Genomic DNA, 17,182 nt, shown 5'->3' on the forward strand with positions numbered 1-17,182 from the left:
CCGCGACCACCGGCACCCGACTCCCCTTGCGCGACAGCACCCCATACGCCCCGACCGGTGGACGACTCGACGGCTTTCACCACGCATGCGGCCATTACAGACCGCAGCCGAATGGCGGCCCGCTACGCCCTGACCCTGGACGCGACAGCCCGCCATTGCCACGAATTGGTCAGCCCGGCAACGGGATTCGATCACGATGCCGGGCTGATGCGAGCTCAGCCGACAATCGCGAACAGCACCGCCGCAACCGCGAAACTCACCACCGACAGCACGGTTTCGAGCACCGTCCAAGTCTGCAGCGTCTGCTTCACCGTCAGGTTGAAGTACTTCGAAATGATCCAGAAGCCACCGTCGTTCACGTGGCTGAGGATGATCGAACCCGCCGCGATCGCCATGGCGATGAGTGCGATGGCCATCTGCGAGTATCCGTGCCCGGTGACCAGCGGCGCGACAATACCGCCGGTGGTCACGATAGCGACGGTAGCCGAGCCCTGGGCGACGCGCAGACCACAGCTGATGATGTAAGCGAGCACGATCACCGGCAGTCCGGCGGCCGACATGGTGTCGGCGAGCGCGGTGCCGATGCCGGTGGCGGAGATGACCTTTCCGAAGAACGCGCCCGCACCGACCACCAGCAACAGCATGCCGACCGGCTTCAGCGATTCCGCGGTGAGCGTACTGAGTTCCTGCACACTGGAACCGCGCCGCACGCCGAGCAGATAGAAGGCGACGAGCACCGCGATCAGTAGCGCGACGGCGGGCGTGCCGAGGAAGGTGAGCACCTGCAGCAGTCGCGACTCCTTGTCCAGCCATTGGCTGCCGAAGGTCGCGCCGAGAATGAGCACCAGCGGAATCGCGATAATGCCGCCGATGAGACCGACTGCGGGCGGACGTGTCTCGGTGCGTACTGCCTCCGGATCCGTTGCGGTGCCCGGACCTTCGCCCTTCGCCGCAGGCTCGGCTTCCGGCCGCACCAGGAATTCGGCAGGCACCTCGACCTGCACCCGCTTACCGATGTAGGTGCCCCACACGATGCCTGCGGCAATGAAACCCGGGATGCCGCAGATGAATCCCATGATTATCAGCCAGCCCAGGCTCACCCCGAGCAGACCACCAAGTGCGACCGGCCCTGGATGCGGCGGCAGGAAGGCGTGGGTCATGGACAGACCGGCCAACATCGGCATGGCATACAGCACCAGCGATCGACCACCGCGCTTGGCGGCCACATAGATCAGCGGCGCGAGCACGAAGATGCCGATATCGAAAAAGACCGGGATGCCGAAGATGAGCCCGAGCAGACCCATGGCGACCGGTGCGCCTTTCTCGCCGAAGATGCTCAACAGCTTGCCGGTCAAAACGTCCGCGCCACCGGAACGTTCGAGAATCGCGCCGAGCACCGTGCCGAGGCCGATAATGACCGCGATATGCCCGAGGATGCCGCCGAAACCGGTCTCCAGCAGCGAATCACCGGGCTTGATCGCCGTACCGACGATCTTCGACACCGGTAGTCCGGCGGCCAGCGCCAGCCCGAGTCCGGTGAGCAGCAGCGCGATGAACGGCTCCAGCTTGACCTTGATAATAGCGAGCAGCAGTACGGCAATCGCGAGACCGCACAGCACCAACAATCCGGGTGTTGTAGTGCGTAGCCAGTCGACAGTGGTGCCCATGTGGGTACCTCTCAATTCATGGATCGAACGAATAACGCCGCGCGCGAGGCGATTTCGGACCATCGGCCCGCGGCGACGTCGGATGGGGCCACGACATCGGTACCCGCGGTCACGGCCACGGCTCCGTTGGCGAGGAATTCGGCGGCATTGCCCGCATTGACGCCCCCGGAGGGAATGAGCGCCGCATCGGGGAAGGGGCCGCGCAGGTCTTTCAAATAGCCTGGACCGAGCGCCCTGGCGGGGAAGATCTTCACCGCGGCGGCGCCGAGGTCGAGTGCGGTGAGTACCTCGGTGGGTGTGAAAGCGCCCATGACGACCGGAATATCGCGCTCGGCCGCGACGGCCGCGACCTCCGCACGCACACCGGGTGTTACGAGGAACCGTGCGCCGCTATCTATCGCGGCCTTGGCCTGATCGGCATGCAGTACGGTTCCGACACCGACAACCGCATCAGGGGCCGTTGCGGCGATACGTAAGTAATCGAGCACACCCGGTGTCGTGAAGGTGAGCTCCAACGTACGAATCCCCGAGCGTGCCAACGCATCCGCAAGTGCCAGCGGGTCCGGAATCTCCGGCGCACGCACCACACTCAGCACGCGGTCGGCGCGTATGACCTCCAGAGCGCTCATGGTGGTCAATATGTCTCCTTCCGCGTGGCATCCATGCGCAGCGCACGTCCGGCGAGCTTGCCGGTGGGCGCGCCGTTCTCGATGGCGAATTCGCCGTTGACCAGCACGTGTTGAATACCGCGTGCCTGCTGCTTCGGGTCCTCGAAGGTCGCGGCATCGGCGATCGTCGATGGGTCGAACAACACGAGATCGGCTGCATACCCGGTGAATACGTGTCCGCGGTCGCTCAGCCGCAGCCGCTCGGCGGGCCGTCCGGTGAGGTGGTGCACGCACTCCTCGAGCCCGAGCACGCCGAGTTCGCGGACGTAATGGCCCAGATAGCGCGGGAAGGTGCCCCAGGCGCGCGGATGCGGCCGCGCGCCGACGAGCAGTGCGTCACTCCCACCCATATGCGCCGGATGCACCATGATCGCGCGCACGTTCTCCTCATGCCCGACGTGCTGCAGGATGGTGGTGGCCAATTGATCTCGGCGCAGCAGGTCGAAGAAAACCGCGACCGGTTCGCGACTGGTATCGGCCGCGATTTGCGCGACGGTCCTGCCGACGCACTCCGCCAACTCCGAATTCGCTACACCGCTGACCTGAATGGTCTCCCATTCGACCGTGACGCCGTGGCAGCCGTCGGAACCATTAACATTCACGTCCAACGCGATTCGCGCACGCATCGCGGGATCGTCGATGCGAGCCAATGCCGCATCCGGACCACCGGACATCGCCCAACTCGGCAGCAGCGCCGAAAGTGTGGTCGAGCCGGGCAGATACGGATACGTATCCAGGGTGATATCGCACCCCTCGGCCCTGGCCGCATCGATCAAAGCCAGGAATTCCGGCGCGCGCCCGCGGTTCACGCCGAAGTTCATGGTCGCGTGGGTGAGATGCAGTGCGCATCCGGTGCTGCGAGCCAGGCCGATCATCTCGGCGTACGCCGCCAACGCGCCCTTACCGTAGGAGCGCGTATGCGGCGCATAGAACCCGCCGTATTCGGCGACGATCTCGCACAGCGCCGCCAATTCACCTGTGTCCGCATACATTCCGGGCGTATAGGTGAGTCCGCTCGACATACCGACCGCACCCTCACGCAGCCCCTGTGCGAGCAAGTCCCGCATTCGCCGGATCTCCGCCACCGTCGCAGACCGCTGTTCGCTACCGACAACCAGCAGCCGCAGTGTGCCCTGCGGTACGAGATAGGCGGCGTTCGGCGTTATGCCCTGATCGAGCCGGTCCAGGTACTCCGCGACCGTGCGCCAAGAGAAGTCCAGATCGGTGGGATTACCATTCCATCCGGCGATCTGACGCCGCAGCACCGCCAGGGCGGCGGTATCGATCGGGGCATACGAAAGCCCGTCCTGTCCGATGACCTCGGTCGTGACGCCCTGGCTGATCTTCGGGAAATGCCCGGGCTGCGTGAGCAGATGCAGATCGGAGTGCGCGTGCATATCGATGAAGCCGGGAGCGAGCACCGAACCCGGTGCATCGATGAACCTGGCCGCCTCGGTGATCGTTCGCGGGTCCGCGATCGTGCTGATCCGTCCTCGGTCGATGCCGACATCCGCGCGGAAACGTGGCGCACCCGTGCCGTCTATGACGTCGATATCGCGAAACACTAAGTCCGTCATGGCCACTCGTCAGAAGAAGGTATGCAGGAGGTCCACGACGCGCGGACGTTCCGCATCGGCATCATCGACGACCGGGATCAGCCGCCACTTGTCGAATGCCGTGCACGGATGCGACAGGCCCAGCCGCACCACACTGCCGACCGGCAGGTCACCGGCCACACCGTCCGGCAGCCACAGGAAGGTGTGCTGGTCATTGAGCGCACTGACATGCGCCGCCGGATTCAACGAACCTTCCGGTCCCGCAACGAATTGCGGGACCGGAAGCCCCTCATCGAATGGCAGATCGCGCTTGCCGGCATCCAGCAGCGCGAGTTCTGCCTCGGGTCGCGATACGGTCCGCGCCCACCCGTGCATCGCCGAGCGCAGCGGTCGTTCGCTGCGCGGCGGTGCCAGCGGCGAGATCCCCGCGTAGAAGCCGTCGTCGTGAATGATGTACGCACCGGAGCGCAATACCACTGTGGTCGGAACGCCTTGCTCATCGGCGAGTCCAGCCAGACATTCGACGACCAGATCGGGGAAGGCGCTGCCACCCGCGGTGACGATCGCATCCTCCGGATAGCTTCCGCCCGCGGCGAGTTCGCGGTGTAGGCGGGCGATTTCGTCCAGGTAGCGGCGGACCGCGGCGATCGCGTCCGGGGTGCGATCGTGGGCGAGCGCACCTTCGTAGCCGCCGACACCGGCGAGGGTCAGCCGCTCGGCGCGGTCGACGGCCTCGGCAATCGCATGTGCCTGTTCGACGGTGCGCGCGCCCGTACGCCCGTGCGGCCCACCGAGTTCGACGATCACCCGAATGCGCGCATCGTCCGGCAGATGCTGCTCCATCAGCGCGACGGTCTCGACACTGTCGACCCAGCAGAAGAATTCGAACTCCGGATCCCGCGCCGATTCCGCGGCGACCCAGCGCAATCCGACCGGATCGACGAGCGAGTTGGCCAGCACGATCCGTCCGACACCGAACGACCGGGCCACCTGCACCTGCCACACGGTCGCGAATGTGATCCCCCAACTCCCGGCCGCCAATTGCTGCGCCCATAGCTGCGGGGCCATGGTGGTCTTCCCATGCGGCGCCAACCGCACACCCGCGGCGGCCGCCCAATCCGCCATCACCGTGACATTCGCCGCGACAGCTGCCCGGTCGACGGTCAATACCGGGGTTTCGAACTCGTCGAGGTGCGGCGCGGAGTCCAGGAAGTCGCGAACCGTGCGGCCCCACGCCGCGGGCGGCAGACCCTTGTGCTCGGGCCCGAGCATCCGATCCGCCAGTGCGGCAACGGCTTTCTCATCGATCGCCATGTCGCTCCTTCCCGCGGAATCGAGTCCGCCGAATCATACCGCCAGTACATTGCATAATTCGCAACGCTGGTTGCATATCGTGTTTTGCGTGGTTATTCTGCACTGGATGGCCGGTGGCCGCAAGGGCAGAAGGGAGATCGATGTGACGTGGCCTACTACGTCGCCCCGCCCACGGGCGGTGACCATCGGTGAGGGGCTCGCGGTGCTGGTGGCGCGTCCCGGCCCGCTGGAGGACTCGGAGAACTTCGAGCGAACCGCGGGCGGCGCCGAGGCGAACGTGGCCACCGTGCTCACACAGCTCGATGTGGATGCGGCTTGGATTTCCCGGGTCGGCGCTGACGGATTCGGCCGGTATCTGACCCGACATCTCGCGGCACGTGGCGTGGATGTGTCGGCGGTTGTCATCGATCCCGCACGCCCCACCGCCATCTATGTGAAAGAGCGCGGCAGCGGCTCGGGCAAGGCCACCGATCTGGCCGATGGGACCAGCCGCATGCAGTACTACCGCACTGGTTCCGCCGCCAGCGCACTGTCCACCGTCGACCTGACGGCGGCGGCAGGACTACTCGAGCGCTGCGACCTCGTGCACTTCACCGGAATAACCACCGCGCTCTCGGAATCCGCGACCCGCCTCACCGAAAGCCTTGTCGCACTGCCCCGCCGAGGCAGGCTCGTCAGCTTCGACCTGAATTACCGTCCGACCCTGTGGGCGGGGCGCGACGAGCAGGCCGCCGAGGTGCTGGCTCGTCATGTACGCGGCTGCGATGTGGTATTCCTCGGCGCCGACGAGGCGGATGCGGTCTTCGGCACCGACGATGCCGACCGATTGCGGGCACTGTTCCCGGAGCCGGAACATCTGGTGGTCAAGAACAATGAGCATTCGGTGACCGGATTCTCCGGAACCGAGCGCGTCGAAGCGCCCGCGTTGGAACTCGAGATCACCGAGCGAATCGGTGCCGGTGATGCCTTCGCGGGCGGATATCTGGCCGCCCTGCTGCACGGACGCCCGCTGGAGCAGCGGCTGCGCTTCGGGCATCTGTGTGCCGCCGCCGCGCTGACCGGCACAGGGGATGTCGCGGAACTGCCATCGCCCGGTGCGCTGGAAGCATTGGCGATGCTCGACCAGCCCGCTTGGGGGCGTGTGCATTACAGCAGAGATGTCGTAGCAGAGAATGTGGCGTCATGAGCGAGCGATCAATGGACGTAGCCGAGCATTTCTCGGTCATGCCGGAGCAGAGCGCCAGCGAGGCGCAGTCATGAGTCAGAGTTTGTTGCGCGCGTTGACCATCCTGCTCTCGCTCGGGGAGGACGCCCGCTCGCTCGATCAGCTGGCCGGTGAACTCGGCGTGCACAAGTCGACGGTGCTGCGGCTGCTGCAGACCATGGAGTCGCAGCGCTTCGTCACCCATGACAGCCAACACCAATACGTTCTCGGCTCCCGGCTTTTCGAACTCGCCAACCGCGCCTTGGAACAGCGTGACGTCCGCACCCTCGCCCGCCCGCATCTGAGCGCGCTGAATTCCGCTACCGGCCAGACGATTCACCTGGCCACGTATGAATCCGGCGATGCCATCTATATCGACAAATTCGACGCGATCCAGAGCGTGCGAATGTACTCCCGCATCGGCCGACCTGCGCCACTGCACTGCACGGCGGTCGGGAAGGTGCTCGTCGCCGCACAGCCGCGCACCGAATGGCTCGTGATCGCCGAGCGCCTCGACTACCGCACGTTCACCGATCGCACCATCCGCACTCCGGAGCGCTATCTGACGGAGCTGGAACTCGTTGCGGCACAGGGCTATGCGGAAGATCACGAAGAGCACGAGAGCTTCGTGAACTGCATCGGCGTTCCGGTGCGCAATGGCACCGGGACGGTGGTAGCCGCGGTCTCGATGTCGGTGCCGGACATGCTGCTCGACCACGATCAGGTTTTGGCGGAGCTGCCGCGGGTCCGCGCGGCGGCCGATGCCATCTCTGCCGAACTCGGCTGGACTCCCGGCCGCACCGCAACGAAAGGCCACTCATGAGTGAGAAGATCGCCGTCCACACCACCGATGCGCCCGCACCCGCGCACACCTTTTCCCAGGGCGTGCGCAAGGGACCCTTCGTGCAGGTCTCGGGTCAGGGCCCGGTGGACCCGGCGACCAACGAGTACCTGTTCCCGGGTGACGTTGCCGCCCAGACCATTCGGACCCTGCAGAATGTCAAGGCGATCGTAGAAGCAAGCGGCGCCACCTTCGACGACGTGGTGATGCTGCGCGTCTACCTGACCAAGCGCGAGGACTTCCCCACCATGAACGAAGCCTACGGCGATTTCGTCACCACCAACACCACCAGCAACGCACTACCAACCCGCACAACAGTATTCACCGGCCTCCCCCGCGAGGAAATGCTGGTAGAGATCGACGCCCTAGCCATCCTCTAACCGCCGCCACCGTCTCGCCGCCCGACGGTCCCACGCACTGATTCGCGCGCCGCGCATGGTTTCGCCCCGCGATTTCGCGCGCGGCGTGACAAAAGGCGCGCGGGAGCTACCGAGGCAACCTAGCCGGAGTTGCGCAGTGCGGTGGCGAGTCCGTTCATGGTCAGCAGGATGCCGCGTTTGACGAGTTCGGTGTCGTCGCCCGCGCGCAGTCGTCGCAGCAGCTCGACCTGCATCTGGTTCAACGGCTCCAGATACGGGAAGCGGTTGTGGATCGACTCCGCCAGTGACGGGTTGTCGGCGAGCAGGTGATCATTGCCGGTGATCGCCGCGTGCATGCGGATGGTGCGGGCATGCTCGTCCCGGATCATGCCGAAAATGTGCTCGCGCAAGGCCACATCATCGACTAGTTCGGCGTACCTGGCCGCAATATCAAGATCGCTCTTGGCCATGACCTGGGCCAGATTCGATAGCACCGTCCGGAAGAACGGCCAGCGGCGATAGAGGTCGGACAGAATCGCCAAGCGGTCGGGATCGCCGCCGACCCAGTCCTCGAGCGCGGCACCGGTTCCGTACCAGCCCGGCAGCATGACGCGGGCCTGACTCCACGACATCACCCACGGGATGGCGCGCAGATCGCTCACCGAATTCGTCGGCTTGCGGGAGGCAGGACGACTGCCGATATTCAGATCGCCGACCTCGGCAACAGGCGTGGACTGCCGGAAATACTCTACGAATCCCGGTGTTTCGTGCACGAGCCGTGCATAGGACGCACGGGCGCGCGCCGCCAGATCGTCCATGAGTTCATACGACGGCTCGGCAGCGGGACCCAGCCCCTCCACATCGAGCAGCGTCGACTCCAGGGTGCCCGCGATCAGCGACTCCAGATTGCGGTGCGCCGCACCGGATTCCGCGTACTTGGCCGCGATCACCTCACCCTGCTCGGTCAACCGCAGCGAACCCTGCACGGCGCCGACGGGTTGGGCGAGAATCGCATCATAGCTGCGCCCACCACCGCGACCGACTGTGCCACCGCGACCGTGGAAGAGCCGCAGGCGAATTCCGGTCTTGCGCGCGACCTCGACCAGATCCAGCTCCGCACGGTAGAGCGCCCAGTTGGCGGCCAGATACCCACCGTCCTTATTGGAATCGGAGTATCCGAGCATCACTTCCTGCCGCATTCCCTTGGCGGCCACCAGCTCTCGATACACGGGGACATCCAGCACCGCGGCCAAGGTCGCCGCACCGGCACCCAGATCCTCGATGGTCTCGAACAGCGGCACGACATTCACCGGACAGCTCGGCGGCCCGTCCGGCTCACCGGGATCGAGCAGCCCGCCCTCCTTCAGCAGCAGCGCCGCTTCCAGCATGTCGCTGACCGAGGTGCACATGCTGATGATGTAGTTCGGTACCGCCTCGACGCCGAAGGTCTGCACGACGTCCCGTGCGGCACGGACGATGTCGATCTCCTTGGCGGCGAGTTCGCTGAGCCGCGCATGCGGGCCGAGCAGCGGACGGCGGGTGCGCAACTCGGCGGCGAGCAGCTCCACCCGCTCATGCTCGGCGAGACTCGTATAGTCCTGATGCACTCCCGCCCAGGCCAGCAGCTCGGTGACGACCTGTTCGTGCACCTCCGAGTTCTGCCGCATATCCAGGCCCTGCAGATGAAATCCGAATGTCTCGATGGCATATCGCAGCGCGGCCAAGCGTTCATCGGCGAGCAGACCGTCGCCGCTGGCCCGCATCGAGACGTCCACTGCGTCCAGATCGTCGAGTACCGCCTGTGGTGTCGGATAGGCCGGTGCACCCATATCCAGCCCGTCGGCGGGCAGTTCGCCGAGCGCGGCGACGGCCGATGCCGACAGGCGCGCCCGAATCCGATGCAGCGCGCGGCGATACGGCTCATCCGAGTGCGTCGCGGGATCGGAATAACCGGCCTCGGCCAGTGCGGCCACCTTCGGTGTCACCAACACCAGCCGCGCCGATTGCGACAGCGACTTCTCCAGCTCCACCAGCTCGTGCAGATACCGTCCGAATGCCACCGCCGATGCCTGTGCTGCCGCCTGACGCACGACATCCGCTGTCACATAAGGATTTCCGTCACGATCGCCGCCGATCCACGATCCGGGGCGCAGGATCGGGCGCGGCAGTAATTCCGCGCCCGGCCAGCGGGATCGCAGCGCCGCCCGAACTTCCGCGTTTATCGCCGGAATTACGTCGAAAAGCGTGATGTCGTAGTAGCGCAGACCGACCGAGATCTCGTCCTGAATCCGCAAGCGCTGCAATCGAATCAGCGCCGTGCGCCACAGCGAGAGCACCTGGCGACGGATGCGCAGCTCCAGATCCGCGCGTGCCCGCTCGGTTTCGGTATAGCGCTGCCGCAATCGCATCAATTCGGTAATGCGGGTCTGCACATCGAAGACGGTGCGGCGCCGGGTTTCGGTCGGATGTGCGGTTATCACCGGCGATACCAACGCATCGGCGAGCAGATCCGCGACCTCGGCGCCGTCCAGCGCCGCCGCGTCGAGTTTGCGGTAGGTCGCCGCGAGCGAGGAATCCTGCGGTGGCTCCCCCGCCGCCTCATGCGCCGAGCGCCGCCGGTCGCGCTGGATATCCTCGGCCAGATTCGCCAACAGCACGAAATAGGTGAACGCGCGGATCAGCGGCAACGCGACCGCGATATCGACGCCGTCGAGCATCTGCGCCACCGCGCTGCGCCCGACCTCCTCGCGCCGCACCCGGAATGCCTCGATCCGCACCCGCTCGATCAGGTCGAAGACTTCGGGGCCCTCGTGATCGCGGATGGTGTCGCCGAGCACGCCGCCGAGGAACCGGATATCGTCCCGCAGCGGCCGGGTCGCCTCCGGTGCTGTCGGCGTTTCCGACAGTCGCTCGCCGGCGTTCGGCACTGTCACGCCCGAGGGCGCGGTGTCGCTGATCCGCTCGATGCGCTCGCTCATGACTCGACACTACTGCGCCAAGATCAGGCCTTCGCGGTGACGCCGAGCACGCCGGTTCTCGCCGAGGCCGATCGACGTCGGCATCGGCGAGTTCGAGGAATCAGCCGAGCAGCTGGGAGAACCGCAGGTGGTTGCCCCACGGATCGCGGAAACCGCAGTCCCGGACGCCGTAGGGCTGGGTGATCGGCTCCTGATCCACATCGACACCGGCCTCGCGCAGCCGGGCGAAGGTGTCGTCGACGGCCTCGGTGGTGAAGATCAGGGTGCCCTGCGCACCGCTGGCCAACCGCGCCTTCGCGGCTTCGCGCGCGGACTCGTTCGGATTCATCTCCGGGTTCTCCAGAATGAATTCGATACCGGGCTGCGACGCCGGTCCGACGGTCAGCCAGCGACCGCCAGGAAACGGCATATCCTGGCGGACCTCGAAGCCGATGACATCGCGGTAGAACTCCAGCGCCTGGTCCTGGTCGCCGACCAGCACCGCGACGTGGGTCAGAGTGAAATCCTTGCCGTTGCTCATTGCTATCTCCCTTGGTTCGAGCGGTATAAAAGGGTGACGCCGAGCGCGTGCCGAATTCATCGGTGATCCCGAGAAGATTCTCGTCCGCTTCGGCCGCCATCACGCCGCTTCGTTGGATATCACCGCTCAGCCCTCGTGGTTGCACCGGATTCCGCAGTACCGAACCCGCCAAGCGAATTCTGCGTGAATGTGCTCGCCGCCGATCAGGAGCAAGTGTGCAGACAACTCGGCCGCAGCGGTTCGGCCAAGCGGCCTCGGCCTTGGTTGTCGGGGGCCAGTCCGAATCACGTTGTCGGGTCGAGCAGCGGCATGCCGAGCTAGGCGGCGTAGCCGAAGTCATCACCGACCGACCCGCCCGCAGGCACGCGACTATCACCCACAGGCGCGCTCACAACTCGCGCGGCACCCGCGCCGGATTGCCCGCCGCGAACACGCGTGTCGGCAGATCCCGGGTGACGACGCTGCCCGCCCCGACCACTGTGTCATTGCTGATTCCCAGCGCTACCTGCGCTGATCGGCCATCGGATGCAGCGTGGTAAGCAGCCGACACCCCGGCCCGATCGACACATCGTCGCAGATCACTATCGGCGCCCAGTCCAGCATGATCGCGACGTAGTTCAGGCGATACAAGGCCACACCCGGCATCGGCTCCTTCGTCATCCACCAGCGCCAGGCTACGGATTCAGCCGACCTCACGGACGTGCGGTCGCGATGCGGACAGGCGCTGCACGAGCACCTGTTCGAGCAGTGCGACGAGCACCTCCTTCACCGAAGCCCGTTCTCGCGCATCGCATTCCAGGATCGGGATGCACTCGTCGAGCTCCAGTGCCTCACGGACCTCGTCGAGTTCGAAGTGCTCGCCCTGTTCGAAACGGTTGACCACCACCACGAATGGCGTGTTGTGTTCTTCGAAGTAGTCGAGCACCGGATAGCAGTCCTCGATCCGACCGGTATCCACCACGATCACCGCGCCGAGCGCGCCGTCGACCAGGTCGTCCCACAGAAAGACGAAGCGATCCTGACCCGGAGTGCCGAAAAGGTAGAGCACCAGCGAGGTGTCGAGGGTGATGCGGCCGAAATCGAGAGCGACTGTGGTCTGGGTCTTGTCCGCGCGTCGCCCCGGATCGTCGACACCGATGGCGACCTCGGTCATCGCCGCCTCCGTCACCAGGGGTTCGATTTCGGAGATCGCGCTGATGAATGTTGTTTTGCCGACACCGAATCCGCCGCTGATCACAATTTTGACCGAGGCGGGCATGGGCCGCTCGACCTGTGCTGTCCGATATTCAGAGTGCCCGTACAAGGTCCCTGATCCTCTCGATGGCTGCGGTGGAAAGTTCGGGGGCGTCCCGGACCGAAACATGCCCGGCGGCCGCGAGATCGCTGACGATCACCTTCGCGACGCCCACCGGAACGTGCAGCGCCGTCCCGATTTCGGCAATGGAATGCGGCTGCTGGCACAGCCGAACAACAGTGCGCTGTTCGAAATGCAGCGGCGCCGACAGTGCGGCAGGCGTTGCCAGCACCAGCGTTTCGATGCGCAGCCCGTCGATCAACGGAGTGGTGCGGCCCGCGGTAACGACAAAGGGGCGCACGAAACGGTCATCAGGGGCCTGCACATCCGGACTACCCTTCGGCGGCCGATTGGCGCCGTGCCAACCGAAGGATTGGTTCACCGGGATCATCCGCGGGTCCGGCAACCGCGGCCGGTATGGATCCCTCATCTGCGCAACGACTCGCGCAATTCCGAAATGAGCGCGGGGTCGAGCAGCGCACCGGCGCGTTCGGCCAGCACGGCCATCTCGTACCCGACCAGACCCACATCGCAACCGCCGTCGGCGATTACGCCGAGGCAACTGCCGTCACCGAGTGCCGAGACCAGCAGAAAACCGCGCTTCATCTCGATCATGATCAGCTTCAGACCATCGAATGCGTAACTGCGCGAAGCACTTCGGGCCAAGCTAGACAGTCCGGAGACCATCGCGGCCAGTCGATCCGCGCCGATGCGGTCCAGACCCTCGGACATGGCGATGAGCAGACCGTCGGAGGAGACGGCGACGGTATCGCGGACACCGTCGGTATTGCGGACGAAGTTGGCCAGCATCCAATTGAAGGTGTGCGGGTCCGCCGTCTGAATATGGGTAGTCACCGAAGCTCCTCTGCGGTCGTGGGTAAAGCCGAGGTTTGCGCCAAATCCGTGGCGCGCGGGATGTTTTCGGACGCCTCCATTCGCGGCGAGGTGGGAGTGCCGCGCTCGTGTCCGGCACGGAACGAGGCGAGCATGCTGCGGATTTCGGCCGGTGAGCGTTCCACGACCGGAGCGCTGGGCGGGGCCGGGGTGAGAGCCGTTGGTGCCCTGCCGCTTCCGTTGGTGGTTGAGCGTGCTCGCTTGTTGCGCTTGACCAATCCGTTCTTGGTTCGCGGCACAGCCGCGGGTGTAGCATCAGATTCCGTTGCCGCTGTTGCGGTTTCGGGTATCTGCCACAATAAATGGCTCGTTGACGAGTGGACGGCGGGTCGCGGCCGTTCGGTCGTAGGTACGGCATCGGTTTGGCGATCGGGCGTGGGTACGGCGTTGGCAGAACGATCAGTCCCCGATCCGTTGACGGGCAAGCCTGTCTGGGAACCGTTGGCATCGTCGCTCCCAGTGCCATCCACCCTTGGCAGACCCGTCAGCGATCCGTTGCTCCCCGCCACTGCAGTGTCACCCGTCGGGATAACACCGGCCGCAGCCCAATCGCCGGACCGGGGGCCCCCAGAAGCCGCTTGATCGCCCCTCGAGACGCCCTCAGACGCCGCCCAATCGCCCCTCGAGATGCCCTCGGAGGCAGCCCGATCGCCCCTCGGTACGGCTCCCTCGACGTCGGCGCCGGTGAATCCGACACGGTCGCCGGAATCGCCCGGCGTGGAATGGAAGTGGGCGAACAGCGCGGGTGTCGATGTCGGCGATGCGAATCCCGGTCGGGAATGCGCGGGTCCACCGGACCTCGCTCGCCGAGGTTCGACGCCGTCGAGGTCGGACCCGCCGGTCATTTGCACATCATGCGTCGGCCCGCCAGGTAACGAGGCACCGTCAACCTGAGAACCGTTAGCCCTGGCACCGTCGACCCGAGCACCGTCACCCCCGGCACCGTCGACCCGAGCACCGTTACCCCTGGCACCGTCGAGCCAAGCACCGTCCCCCTCGGCACCGTCGACCTGAGAACCGTTAGCCCCCGCACCATCGACCGATGCACCATTAACCCCGGCACGTTCGACCCGAGCACCGTCACCCTCGGCACCGTCGACCCGAGCCTTGTCCCTCCCAGCACCGTCGACCCGAGCCTTGTCACTCCCGGCACCGTCGACCCGAGCCTTGTCACTCCCGGCACCGTCGACCCGAGAACCGTTAGCCCCCGCACCATCGACCCATGCACCATTAACCCCGGCACGGTCGACCCATGCACTATTGACCCAGGCACTGTCAATCTGAGCACCGTCGACCCGAGCACCGTTGACCGGAGCACCGTGCCTTGGCCTGCCGAGCGGCCTTATCGCCGAAATAGGTTCACCCGCAAGGGATCCCCCCGAGGCACCGACAAACTCCGCTGCCGACTCTGTATGCCTTTGCACACCCGGCACCCCACCGGCAGGCCCCGCAGCCGCCTCGCCCTGCTCCCCGCCCGCAGGTGCCCGTCGATCGTCCTCCCCTGCTCGGGAGACCACGGAGGAACCGACAAACCCCGCCACCGCCGAACCGGTATGGCCGCGCGCTCCCGGCACCCCACCCGCAGGCCCCGCAGCCGCCTCGCCCCGTTGTCCAGCGGCTGGCGCACGCCGATCCTTTTCTCCCGCAATAATTCCCGCGGGCAACAGCAGGCGCGCGACGATTCCGCTCACCGGCGACACATTCAACTCGACATCGATCCCGAGCCGTCGCGCCAACCGACCGACCACGTAGTGCCCCAGATACCGCGTCGACGCGACAATGAAATCGGTCTCGCCGCGCAGCCGGGCATTCGCCTCCGCCAACTGATCCACCGGCATCCCGACACCGTGGTCCACCACGGCGAGCAGATATCCGGTCGGCAGCTTGCGTCCGTAGATCTCCACTTCCATATCCGGTGGGGAGAAGGCCAATCCGTTCTCGATCAGCTCGGCCAGCATGTGCGCGAGATCGCTGACCACCGCGCCGGTGATCGCGATATCGTCGACCCGCCGCAGCACCACCCGGCGATAGTCGTCGACCTCCGACAATCCGGCCCGGATCACATCGGTGAGCGCGATCGGTTCGGCCCAACGCCGCGGACTCGCCGAACCGACCAGCACCAGCAGACTTTCGGCATTGCGCCGCATGCGGGTGGCGAGGTGATCGAGCTCGAACAGATTGGACAGCGCCTTGGGATCGAGTTCCTCGCGTTCGAATTCACTGATCAGGCCGAGCTGGCGGCGAACCAGATTCTGGTTGCGCCGCGCCAGATTCGCCATCGATTCGGTGGTATTCCGGCGGACCAGCGCCTGCTGCGAAGCCAATTCGAAGGCGGTGGTCTGCACGCCGTCCAATGCCCCTGCCACGGCGGCGATTTCGGCACTCGCGCCGCGCGGTGTGCGCACCGGCGCCGGCGGATCCGGATGGGTGTCATCGGATGCCTGCCAGGCCGCGATCACCTCGGGCAGTCGGTGATTGGCGACATCATCGGCCGCTGCCGCCAGCTCGGCGAGCGGACGCACGATGGCGCGCACACTGGCGAAGACCAGCACCACCTCGGCGGCAATGGCGATCAGTGCCGCGAGCAGGAAGCCGCCGAGCGTCAGGAACGCATCCCTGCGCAGCGCCTGCGCGCGCCGCTGCACATCGTCACCGACCCCTTGCTGCACCGTGCGCTGCTCGTCGATGACCGCCGTCATCTGCGCCCACCAGGTGCTCGAATCCACCGAACGCACCAGCGGACCGGCGCTCGACGCGATCGCGATTCGCTCCGATTCGCCTGCCTTGACGGCATTTTCGCTACGTAGGGCCGTATCGAGTTGGGCCTGTTGTGCTGCGGTCGCGTCGCGCGCGAAGGCGGTCAGTCCGGCCATCTTGGCGGCGCGGATATCGAGGAACTCGACATACTCGCCATTGCGGAACTCATCGGCGGCGAAGACGCCATTGAGGAATCCGCGCTCCTTGGCCGTCTGCTCCTTGGCCTCCCCGAGCGCGTACAGAGCCTGTAGGCCGTGTCGAACCTCGGCGTCGCGCGCCTGATCGAGCCCGAGTGTCAGGCGATTCAGCGCGGAGATGCCGTCGGTATAGAACTGGAAGGCGGCCTGCCTGCTGGTGCGGCGGGCGTCGACCTGCGCACGGGTCGCATCGAGCGCGTCGAATTGTCCGAGTGCCGAACGCACCTGAGTCGCGCCGGGCGTATTCCCGGCGGCCGCCTCCTCGAGTGCGCGCATGGCCCGATCGGTGTCGGCCCGCTGATCGGCCACGGTCTGAACCAGGCGAATATCGCCGCCGAGCAGGCCATTGCTGAGTCCGCGTTCGCGCTGCGCCTGCTGCACCAGATCCTGTACGGCCAGCGCAAGCGAGACCGCGTGCACAGTGTCACCGCTCTCGCGGAACGCCTTGACCTCCCGGGCGACCGTCACGCCGAGCAGCCCCAGCACCAAAACCAATGAGACGACGAGGATTCGGGCCAATTGCCCCCGAATCGTGCGCGGTCGCACTATTCTGTTCCCGGCAACCTTGCGTTCACTTCCGGGATCGGCAGTCATATCCGGTGTGCCACCGGATTTTTCCGACCTTTGACGTAAACGCACCACCCTGCTCCTCCGACGGCCAAGCCGTGATCGCTACACCCCTAGCGCACGGAAAGTCACGCAGCAGCCTGCTCCGGGGATATGGCAAGTGTCAACGCGAAAGCCGGACAAAACGGACATCGGAAGCATTTGTATACACGCTGGTAATCCAGCGTTTCCGCGGTATCGATCCGCTCACAGCGGGCCGCTGGACGGTGTGACGTGACGCCCGTCGCAATCGGGTTCGCCGAGGTTTCGGTGTGCGTGATTCTGCACTGAATCCTCAGAGCACGCCTACCTTGCACCCACCAATGC

The 17,182-nt window shown here is 65.7% G+C and carries 13 protein-coding genes and 1 pseudogene; 3 read left to right on the forward strand and 11 right to left on the reverse strand.

What is annotated here, in order from left to right; all coding sequences use genetic code 11:
* Positions 1 to 215: 215 nt before the first annotated feature.
* From AB0J47_RS27985 to AB0J47_RS28000, 4 genes are read right to left on the reverse strand one after another with little or no spacing between them, the layout of a single operon-like run.
* Positions 216 to 1,667 (reverse strand): gluconate:H+ symporter, encoded by a 1,452-nt coding sequence (locus AB0J47_RS27985; protein WP_364352243.1) that lies wholly within the window; start codon positions 1,665 to 1,667, stop codon positions 216 to 218.
* 11 nt (positions 1,668 to 1,678) lie between these two features.
* Entirely contained in the window at positions 1,679 to 2,296 is a 618-nt protein-coding gene (locus AB0J47_RS27990; RefSeq protein ID WP_364352246.1) for a bifunctional 4-hydroxy-2-oxoglutarate aldolase/2-dehydro-3-deoxy-phosphogluconate aldolase, read from the reverse strand.
* Between the two features lie 5 nt (positions 2,297 to 2,301).
* Complete coding sequence (locus AB0J47_RS27995) at positions 2,302 to 3,912, reverse strand: D-aminoacylase (RefSeq protein WP_364352249.1); 1,611 nt, start codon at positions 3,910 to 3,912, stop codon at positions 2,302 to 2,304.
* Between the two features lie 9 nt (positions 3,913 to 3,921).
* Positions 3,922 to 5,205: an amino acid deaminase gene (locus tag AB0J47_RS28000; RefSeq protein ID WP_364352251.1), complete on the reverse strand. Its 1,284-nt coding sequence runs from the start codon at positions 5,203 to 5,205 to the stop codon at positions 3,922 to 3,924.
* Positions 5,206 to 5,293: 88 nt separating this feature from the next.
* On the opposite strand from AB0J47_RS28000, the gene AB0J47_RS28005 reads away from it, so the two are divergent.
* The 3 genes from AB0J47_RS28005 (at position 5,294) to AB0J47_RS28015 (ending at position 7,630) form a co-directional block, all read left to right on the forward strand.
* Complete coding sequence (locus AB0J47_RS28005; protein WP_364352254.1) at positions 5,294 to 6,391, forward strand: sugar kinase; 1,098 nt, start codon at positions 5,294 to 5,296, stop codon at positions 6,389 to 6,391.
* A 70-nt stretch (positions 6,392 to 6,461) separates the two neighbouring features.
* On the forward strand, positions 6,462 to 7,232 hold the full coding sequence (locus tag AB0J47_RS28010) for an IclR family transcriptional regulator (RefSeq protein WP_364352257.1): 771 nt from the start codon (positions 6,462 to 6,464) through the stop codon (positions 7,230 to 7,232).
* Positions 7,229 to 7,630, forward strand: coding sequence for a RidA family protein (locus AB0J47_RS28015; protein ID WP_364352260.1), 402 nt, complete (start codon positions 7,229 to 7,231; stop codon positions 7,628 to 7,630). The genes AB0J47_RS28010 and AB0J47_RS28015 overlap by 4 nt, the downstream gene beginning before the upstream one ends.
* Positions 7,631 to 7,749: 119 nt before the next feature.
* Here the strand turns inward: AB0J47_RS28015 and ppc are convergent, their stop codons facing one another.
* The 7 genes and pseudogenes from ppc to AB0J47_RS28050 all read right to left on the reverse strand — a co-directional run bounded on the left by ppc (position 7,750) and on the right by AB0J47_RS28050 (position 16,795).
* The gene (gene ppc / locus AB0J47_RS28020; protein ID WP_364352506.1) at positions 7,750 to 10,515 is read right to left on the reverse strand and encodes a phosphoenolpyruvate carboxylase; all 2,766 of its coding nucleotides are present in this window, start codon (positions 10,513 to 10,515) and stop codon (positions 7,750 to 7,752) included.
* 172 nt (positions 10,516 to 10,687) lie between these two features.
* Positions 10,688 to 11,107: a VOC family protein gene (locus AB0J47_RS28025; RefSeq protein ID WP_364352263.1), complete on the reverse strand. Its 420-nt coding sequence runs from the start codon at positions 11,105 to 11,107 to the stop codon at positions 10,688 to 10,690.
* Between the two features lie 388 nt (positions 11,108 to 11,495).
* Positions 11,496 to 11,728 (reverse strand): annotated as a pseudogene (locus AB0J47_RS28030) (sugar O-acetyltransferase); the annotation flags it as partial.
* 61 nt (positions 11,729 to 11,789) lie between these two features.
* Positions 11,790 to 12,365, reverse strand: a complete 576-nt coding sequence (locus AB0J47_RS28035) for an ATP/GTP-binding protein (protein ID WP_364352266.1) — start codon at positions 12,363 to 12,365, stop codon at positions 11,790 to 11,792.
* Between the two features lie 28 nt (positions 12,366 to 12,393).
* The gene (locus tag AB0J47_RS28040; RefSeq protein ID WP_364352509.1) at positions 12,394 to 12,792 is read right to left on the reverse strand and encodes a DUF742 domain-containing protein; all 399 of its coding nucleotides are present in this window, start codon (positions 12,790 to 12,792) and stop codon (positions 12,394 to 12,396) included.
* Between the two features lie 35 nt (positions 12,793 to 12,827).
* Positions 12,828 to 13,211 carry a roadblock/LC7 domain-containing protein gene (locus AB0J47_RS28045; protein ID WP_364352512.1) on the reverse strand — a complete coding sequence of 128 codons (384 nt, stop codon included), beginning with the start codon at positions 13,209 to 13,211 and terminating at the stop codon, positions 12,828 to 12,830.
* Between the two features lie 41 nt (positions 13,212 to 13,252).
* Entirely contained in the window at positions 13,253 to 16,795 is a 3,543-nt protein-coding gene (locus AB0J47_RS28050; protein WP_364352269.1) for a nitrate- and nitrite sensing domain-containing protein, read from the reverse strand.
* Positions 16,796 to 17,182 lie beyond the last annotated feature (387 nt).

This window comes from Nocardia sp. NPDC049737 (assembly GCF_040674755.1).
Taxonomy (GTDB): Bacteria; Actinomycetota; Actinomycetes; order Mycobacteriales; family Mycobacteriaceae; genus Nocardia.

What these genes read in the sequence shown, in the direction of transcription:
- AB0J47_RS28035 (WP_364352266.1), bottom strand. Translation starts at nt 12,365, where the DNA reads ATGCCCGCCTCGGTCAAAATTGTGATCAGCGGCGGATTCGGTGTCGGC.
- AB0J47_RS28015 (WP_364352260.1), top strand. Translation starts at nt 7,229, where the DNA reads ATGAGTGAGAAGATCGCCGTCCACACCACCGATGCGCCCGCACCCGCG.
- AB0J47_RS27995 (WP_364352249.1), bottom strand. Translation starts at nt 3,912, where the DNA reads ATGACGGACTTAGTGTTTCGCGATATCGACGTCATAGACGGCACGGGT.
- AB0J47_RS28025 (WP_364352263.1), bottom strand. Translation starts at nt 11,107, where the DNA reads ATGAGCAACGGCAAGGATTTCACTCTGACCCACGTCGCGGTGCTGGTC.
- AB0J47_RS28040 (WP_364352509.1), bottom strand. Translation starts at nt 12,792, where the DNA reads ATGATCCCGGTGAACCAATCCTTCGGTTGGCACGGCGCCAATCGGCCG.
- AB0J47_RS28000 (WP_364352251.1), bottom strand. Translation starts at nt 5,205, where the DNA reads ATGGCGATCGATGAGAAAGCCGTTGCCGCACTGGCGGATCGGATGCTC.
- AB0J47_RS28045 (WP_364352512.1), bottom strand. Translation starts at nt 13,211, where the DNA reads ATGCTGGCCAACTTCGTCCGCAATACCGACGGTGTCCGCGATACCGTC.
- AB0J47_RS27985 (WP_364352243.1), bottom strand. Translation starts at nt 1,667, where the DNA reads ATGGGCACCACTGTCGACTGGCTACGCACTACAACACCCGGATTGTTG.
- AB0J47_RS27990 (WP_364352246.1), bottom strand. Translation starts at nt 2,296, where the DNA reads ATGAGCGCTCTGGAGGTCATACGCGCCGACCGCGTGCTGAGTGTGGTG.
- AB0J47_RS28010 (WP_364352257.1), top strand. Translation starts at nt 6,462, where the DNA reads ATGAGTCAGAGTTTGTTGCGCGCGTTGACCATCCTGCTCTCGCTCGGG.